Origin of the sequence: Cryobacterium zongtaii, assembly GCF_002909375.1 — a bacterium.
GTDB lineage: Bacteria > Actinomycetota > Actinomycetes > Actinomycetales > Microbacteriaceae > Cryobacterium > Cryobacterium zongtaii.
Map to the genome: position 1 here is coordinate 116,600 of NZ_PPXD01000006.1, position 7,163 is coordinate 123,762.

The 7,163-nt window shown below is 69.0% G+C and carries 6 protein-coding genes; all 6 read left to right on the forward strand.

The features are described from left to right. Window positions 1-2 precede the first annotated feature (2 nt). On the forward strand, window positions 3-1,763 hold the full coding sequence (locus C3B61_RS04725) for a glycoside hydrolase family 35 protein (RefSeq protein WP_103459722.1): 1,761 nt from the start codon (window positions 3-5) through the stop codon (window positions 1,761-1,763). 210 nt (window positions 1,764-1,973) lie between these two features. Beyond that, window positions 1,974-2,996 carry a siderophore ABC transporter substrate-binding protein gene (locus C3B61_RS04730; protein ID WP_103459723.1) on the forward strand — a complete coding sequence of 341 codons (1,023 nt, stop codon included), beginning with the start codon at window positions 1,974-1,976 and terminating at the stop codon, window positions 2,994-2,996. A 22-nt stretch (window positions 2,997-3,018) separates the two neighbouring features. After that, complete coding sequence (locus tag C3B61_RS04735; RefSeq protein WP_208858772.1) at window positions 3,019-4,038, forward strand: ABC transporter permease; 1,020 nt, start codon at window positions 3,019-3,021, stop codon at window positions 4,036-4,038. After that, on the forward strand, window positions 4,028-5,035 hold the full coding sequence (locus C3B61_RS04740) for an iron chelate uptake ABC transporter family permease subunit (protein ID WP_208858773.1): 1,008 nt from the start codon (window positions 4,028-4,030) through the stop codon (window positions 5,033-5,035). Before C3B61_RS04735 ends, C3B61_RS04740 begins: the two co-directional genes overlap by 11 nt. After that, entirely contained in the window at window positions 5,032-5,790 is a 759-nt protein-coding gene (locus C3B61_RS04745; protein WP_103459724.1) for an iron ABC transporter ATP-binding protein, read from the forward strand. The genes C3B61_RS04740 and C3B61_RS04745 overlap by 4 nt, the downstream gene beginning before the upstream one ends. 163 nt (window positions 5,791-5,953) lie before the next feature. Further along, on the forward strand, window positions 5,954-7,163 hold a 1,210-nt coding region (locus C3B61_RS04750), incomplete at its 3' end, for a DNA polymerase III subunit gamma and tau (protein ID WP_244285834.1).

Consider the following 7,163-nt stretch of genomic DNA (forward strand, 5'->3'; position numbering starts at 1 on the left):
TCATGGGCGCGTTCGAGATCGGCGACGAGGACTTCCTCCTCAACGGTGAGCCGTTCCGGGTGCTCGCCGGGGCCATCCACTATTTCAGGGTGCACCCGGATCACTGGGCGGACCGCATCCACAAGGCCCGCCTGATGGGCCTGAACACCATCGAGACCTACGTGGCCTGGAACGCGCACTCGCCGGCTCGTGGAGGTTTCGACACCGTGGGCCAGCTGGACCTGGCCCGCTTTCTCGACCTGATCGCCGCCGAGGGCATGTACGCCATCGTGCGGCCCGGCCCGTTCATCTGCGCCGAGTGGGACAACGGCGGCCTGCCCGGCTGGCTGTTCACCGACCCGGCCGTGGGGGTGCGGCGGAACGAGCCGCTCTACATGGCGGCCGTGGCCGAGTACTTCGAGCAGCTGCTGCCGATCGTGGCGTCCCGGCAGATCGACCGGGGCGGCCCGGTCATCCTGGTGCAGATCGAGAACGAGTACGGCGCCTACGGCGACGACAAGGATTACCTGCGCGCGCTCGTCGAGCTCAACCGGGCCGGCGGCATCACGGTGCCGCTGACCACCATCGACCAGCCCACCGACCAGATGCTCTCCGACGGCAGCCTGCCTGACCTGCATAAAACCGGCTCGTTCGGCTCCCGCGCCACCGAGCGCCTGGCGGTGCTCCGCCGCCACCAGAGCACCGGCCCGCTGATGTGCGCCGAGTTCTGGAACGGCTGGTTCGACCACTGGGGTGCGCACCACCACACCACCTCCGCCGAGGACTCCGCCCGCGAACTCGACGACCTGCTCGCCACCGGCGCCAGCGTGTCGCTGTACATGTTCACCGGCGGAACCAACTTCGGCTTCACCAACGGCGCCAACGACAAGGGCGTGTTCCAGCCCACGGTTACCTCATACGACTACGACGCGCCCCTCTCGGAGAGCGGTGAGGTCACCGCCAAGTACCTCGCCTTCCGCGAGGTGCTCGCCAAGTACGCGGCGGTGACCGGGTCGTTGCCGGCCCCGGCCGTGCCCGCCCCGGCCTTCGAGGTCGCCCTCGACGAGTTCGTGTCGCTGTGGGACGAGCTACCCGCGTTGGCCGACATAAGCGCCGCTCCGACCACCGGGCTTCCCAGCATGGATGCCCTCGGCCAGTACACCGGGTTCGCCCTGTACCGCAGCCGACTGACTCCGGGTGCCCGCGTACTCTCCTTCGGCGAGGTGCGCGACCGCGCCCAGGTCTTCGTCGACGGCAACCCCGTCGGTGTGCTGCAGCGCGACCACCACGACCGCTCGATCGGCCTACCGCCGGGGGAGCGCCTCGACCTGCTCGTGGAGGACCAGGGCCGGGTCAACTACGGCCCGCGCATCGGCGAGGACAAGGGCCTGATCGGCCCGGCCACCCTCGACGGCGTCACCCTGGCCGACTGGCAGGTGCTGCCGCTCGACGTCGACGGGTTCGTCGCATCCGGCAGCGCCCGCTTCGCCCTCGATCTCGCCGGTTCCGGCTCGCTCAGCGGTCCCGCGTTCGTGCGCGGCAGGTTCACCGCCGAGCCCGGCGTTGACCTGTTCCTCAGCACCGCCGGCTGGGGCAAGGGCCAGGCCTGGATCAACGGGTTCAACCTCGGCCGGTTCTGGGACCGAGGCCCGCAGACCACCCTCTACGTGCCCGGCCCGGTGCTGCGGGCCGACAACGAGCTGGTCATCCTCTGCCTGCACGGCACCGAGAGCACCCTCGCCCGCTTCGTCCCCCGCCCCGACCTCGGCCACACCGACTTCTAACCCGCCCAACTGTTCCCCGAGCGGACAATTGCACCCGGTACGCAGGGTGCAATTGTCCGATTCGGGCACGGTTGCGCCGCCTCGCGTGCTCGGCGGGCTCGGCGGGTCCGGCGCCATGGGTGCGCATTGGACAATCTCTGAGAGCTTAGGTTACCCTAACCAAGGTCCAGTAAGGATTGCCTAACCTAAGTGCCTCAGGAGGCCCCGCCGATGTCCCTCACCCGCCCTCTCGCGACCCTCTCGTTCGCCCTGGCCTCCGCGCTGATCCTCGGCGGTTGCGCGTCAACCGAGGCCGACGCCGGCACTGCCGGCACCGCCGCAACCCCCGCGGCCACGACGGTGTCGTTCTCGTGGGACCGCAACATCGCCGGCGAAGACGAAGACCCGCAGTACGAGCCGACCACGGTGGAGGTGCCCACCAACCCCAAGAACATCGTGGTGTTCGACATGGCCAGCCTCGACACCATCGGTGCCCTCGGCGGCGAGATCTCCGGCGCCCCGCTGGACTCGGTGCCCGACTACCTGCAGGAGCACCTGACCAGCGACGCATTCAACGCGGGCACTCTCTTCGAGGCCGACCTCATCGCGATCGAAGCAGAGCAGCCCGACCTCATCGTCATCGGCGGCCGCTCGGCGGCGCTCTACGAAGACCTCAGCGCGATCGCGCCCACCGTCGACCTGAGCATCAGCGGCTCGTTCCTCGAGACTCTCGAGCGCAACACCGAGTTCCTCGGTGAGGTGCTCGGCGCTCAGGACGAGGCCGCGGCCGCCCTGGCCGCCCTCGAGGCCGGTATCGCCGACGCACAGGCCGTGACGGCGGATGCCGGCACCGGCCTGGGCCTGATGGTCTCCGGCGGCAAGCTCAACGCCATGGCCCCCGCCGGCGCCGACGCCACCGGGCGCAACGCCCGCGGCGGCCTGATCTACGACGTGTTCGGCGTCACGCCCGTCGTCGAAGAGATCGAGGCGGCCACCCACGGTGAGCCGGTCTCGTTCGAGTTCCTGCTCGAGCAGAACCCCGACTACCTCTGGGTCGTCGACCGTGACGCCGCGACCGGCACCGAGGACGCCCAGGCGGCCGCGACCGTTCTCGACAACCCGATCGTCAAGCAGACCACCGCCGCGCAGCGAGACCAGATCGTCTACCTCAACCCCACCGCCTGGTACATCGTGTTCGGCGGCATCACCACCACCCAGCTGATGATCGACGACGTCCTGCAGATCGCCGAGTGACCCCCGGGATCGCCCGCACACTGTGACCGACCTCCTCACCCGTCGCACCCCCACCCCGGTGCCCGCCCGTCCGCGGCGCACCGGGGTGGGGGTGCTCATTGGCGCCATCCTCGGGATCCTCGCGATCGCGAGCCTGTTCATCGGGGTCTCCGATGTCTCGCCGCTGGCGCTGCTCACCGGCGGGCCCGACAGTAGTGCGGCGTTCCTCCTGGTGACCAGCCGCATCCCGCGCACCGTCGCCGTTCTCCTGGCCGGCGCGTCCCTGGGCATCGCCGGCCTGATCATGCAGATGCTGGTGCGAAACCGGTTCGTCGAGCCCGGCACCACCGGGGTCACCGAATTCGCCACACTCGGAATGCTGATCAGCACCGTTTTCTGGCCCGGGATGGCGGTGGTCGGCAAGATGGCCGTCGCCGCGGTGTTCGGGCTGCTGGGCACCTGGGTGTTCCTGAGGGTCGTGCGCGCGGTGCCCGTGCGCCAGCTGGTGCTCGTGCCCTTGGTGGGCATCATGCTCGGCGGCATCGTCGGGTCGGTCACGGTGTTCTTCGCGTATCGGCTCGACCTGCTCCAGTCGCTCGGGCAGTGGTCACAGGGCAGTTTCGCCTCGGTGATGCAGGGCCGCTACGAGTTCGTCTGGATCGCCGGGGCCATGGTGGTCGTGGCCTGGTTCGCCGCGGACCGGTTCAGCGTCATCGGCATGGGCGAGGACTTCGCCACCAACCTCGGCCTCGACTACCGCCGCGTCGTGGCCGTGGGCATGGTCATCGTCGCCCTCATCACGGCGTCGGTCCTCGTGACCTCCGGGGTGATCCCGTTCCTCGGCCTGGTGGTGCCCAATGTGGTCAGCCTCATCATCGGCGACAACGCGCGCCGGTCCATCCCGTGGATCGCCGGCCTCGGCGCCGTGTTCGTGATCGCCTGCGACATCATCGCCCGGCTGGTGCGCTTCCCCTACGAGATCCCGCTGTCGGTCATCGTGGGCATCATCGGCGCGGCCCTGTTCCTCTGGCTGCTACTGCGAAGGAGGGGTCGTGCTCACTGACACCGTCACCGGCCGCACGCCGGCGCCCGCCCGGCTCGGCGCGCTCTGGGCCCGCCCCGGGCTGCGGTTGGCCCTGCTCGCGGTCGTGGCGCTCACCCTGGTCGCGGTGTATTTCTTCACGGATGTGCCCGGCTCGTTGGCCTTCGCGGTCAAGATCCGCAGCCTCACCGTGCTCGCCATGCTGCTCGTCGCCACCGCGGTGGGCGTGTCCACCGTGGTGTTCCACACCATCACGCAGAATCGCATCCTCACCCCGTCGATCATGGGGTTCGACGCCTTCTACGTGCTCGTCTCCACGGTGATCGTGTTCTTCCTCGGCTCGGCGTCGTTCCTGGGCGCCGACCCACTCACCCTCTGGCTCGTACAGGTCGTGGTGATGGTGGCGTTCAGCGTGTTCCTGTTCACCTGGCTGTTCGGCGGCAAACGCCGCTCGATCCACCTGATGCTGCTGGTCGGCATTGTGCTGGGCACCTTTTTCCGCAGCTTCACCGAGTGGATGCAGCGGATGCTCGACCCGCTGGACTTCCAGGTGCTGTCCGACGCGATGTTCGCGTCGCTGACCCGCCCCGACGAGACCCTGTTGTTGCTCACCGGCGCCGTGGTGCTGCTCGCTTGCGCCGCCGTCCCGCCACTGCTGCGCATCCTCGATGTGTTGACCCTGGGGGAGCCGGCGGCGGTCGGACTGGGGGTGAACCATCGGCGCACCCTGCTGATGCTGTTCACCATCGTGTCGGTGATGATCGCCGCGTCGACCGCTCTGGTCGGGCCGATCCTGTTCTTCGGCCTCATCGTCGCTAACCTCGCGTACTCCTACGCCGGCACCTTCCGCCACGTGTGGACGCTGCCGACGGCCGTGCTCATCGGGGTGATCTGCCTGCTCGGCGGCCAGATCGTGCTCGAGCAGGTGTTCAACCTCGGCGGCAGCCTCTCGATGGTCATCGAGTTCGCCGGCGGGCTCTTCTTCCTCTATCTGGTTCTGCGAAAGGGGGCGCGATGATCGTGCTCGACGGCGTCAGCAAGCGCTACAACGGCCACACCGTGCTCGATGAGGTGAGCATCGCCTTCGGTGCTGAGGGGGTGACCGCGCTCATCGGCCCCAACGGTGCCGGCAAGTCAACCCTCTTCGGTGTCGTCGGGCGCCTCATCCGTCCCGAGGCGGGCAGAGTCGCCGTGGACGGTTCGGACGTGGCCACCGCCCGGTCGAGCGACCTCGCGAAGACCCTCGCCGTGCTCCGCCAGGACAACCACATCGCCGCGCGCCTCACCGTGCACGACCTCGTCGAGTTCGGCCGTTTCCCGCACTCGAAGGGACGCCTCACGGTCACCGACCGCGACCACGTCGACCGGGCCATCGAGTACCTCGCGCTCGATGACTTTCGCAACCGGTTCCTCGACGAGCTCTCCGGCGGGCAACGGCAGCGGGCGTTCATCGCCATGGTGCTCGCGCAGGACACCAAGTACATCTTGCTCGACGAGCCGCTGAACAACCTCGACCTGCGTCACATGACCGAGATCATGAAGCTGCTGCGCCGAATGGCCGACGAGCTCGGCAAACGTGTCATCGTGGTGCTGCACGACATCAACTTCGCCGCCACCTACTCCGACCGCATCGTCGCCATGCGCGATGGCAGGGTCGTGGCGGATGCCGGCGCGGCCGAGATCATGCGCCCGGAGGTTCTCGAGGCGGTCTACGACACCAAGGTCGACGTGCGCCAGATAGACGGTCGCCCGGTCGCCCTGTACTACTCCTGATCCGCGCGGGCTCGCTCCGCCTTTAGGTACCGCCGGCCGAGCCGGGCGGATGCGCCTGCGCCGACCTGTGCACCAACCAACCGGGGTGTCAGTGGCAGCAAGTACGATTGACCTCGTGGTTACCGCCCTGTATCGCCGTTACCGGCCAGAGACTTTTGCCGAAATGATCGGTCAGTCCCAGGTGACCGATCCACTCATGACCGCCCTGCGCACCAACAGGGTCAATCATGCCTACCTCTTCAGCGGACCCCGCGGCTGTGGCAAGACCACCTCCGCCCGCATCCTCGCCCGCTGCCTCAACTGTGCAGAGGGCCCCACCGACACCCCCTGCGGCGTCTGCCCCAGCTGCGTTGAGCTCTCCCGCGACGGCAGCGGCTCCCTCGATGTGGTCGAGATCGACGCGGCGAGCCACAACGGTGTCGACGACGCCCGCGACATCCGCGAACGCGCCATCTTCGCGCCCGCCCGCGACCGCTACAAGATCTTCATCCTCGACGAGGCGCACATGGTCACCCCGCAGGGCTTCAACGCGCTGCTGAAGATCGTGGAAGAGCCGCCGGAACACGTGAAGTTCATCTTCGCCACCACCGAGCCCGAGAAGGTCATCGGCACCATCCGCTCGCGCACCCACCACTACCCGTTCCGGCTGGTGCCGCCGGCGCCCATGCTCGACTACGTGCAGCAGCTCTGCGACAGCGAGAACATGACCGTGGCGCCCGGCGTGCTGCCGCTCGTGGTGCGTGCCGGCGGCGGCTCGCCCCGCGACACCCTCTCGCTGCTCGACCAGCTCATGGCCGGCTCCGAGACCGACGCGATCGAGTACGAGCGCGCCGTGGCCCTGCTCGGCTACACCCACGCGACCCTGCTCGACGACGCCATCGACTCCATCGCCGCCCGCAACTCCTCGGCCGCGTTCGACGCCGTCGACCGCGTCATCCAGACCGGTCAGGATCCCCGCCGCTTCGTCGAAGACCTGCTCGAGCGCATGCGCGACCTCATCATCGTCGCCGCCACCAGCGCCGCCGCCGCCGCGGCCGTGCTCCGCGGCGTGCCGCAGGACGAACTCGACCGTATGCACGTGCAGGCGTCCAAGTTCGGTCCCGCCGAGCTGAGCCGCACCGCCGACATCCTCAACGCTGCCCTCACCGAGATGACCGGCGCCACCTCGCCGCGCCTGCACCTCGAGCTGATGATCGCGCGCGTGCTCATCCCCGCCGCCGACGACAGCACCCGCGGCGCCCTCGCCCGCGTCGAACGTCTCGAGCGCCGCATCGGCGTCGACGGCGGCAGCACGGATGCGCCGGCTGACGCCGCTCCCGCCGCCACGGCCCCGCGCACCCCGGCTGCTGCACCCGCGCCGCGCACCCCGGCCG

What these genes read in the sequence shown, in the direction of transcription:
- C3B61_RS04745 (WP_103459724.1), top strand. Translation starts at nt 5,032, where the DNA reads ATGATCGTGCTCGACGGCGTCAGCAAGCGCTACAACGGCCACACCGTG.
- C3B61_RS04730 (WP_103459723.1), top strand. Translation starts at nt 1,974, where the DNA reads ATGTCCCTCACCCGCCCTCTCGCGACCCTCTCGTTCGCCCTGGCCTCC.
- C3B61_RS04725 (WP_103459722.1), top strand. Translation starts at nt 3, where the DNA reads ATGGGCGCGTTCGAGATCGGCGACGAGGACTTCCTCCTCAACGGTGAG.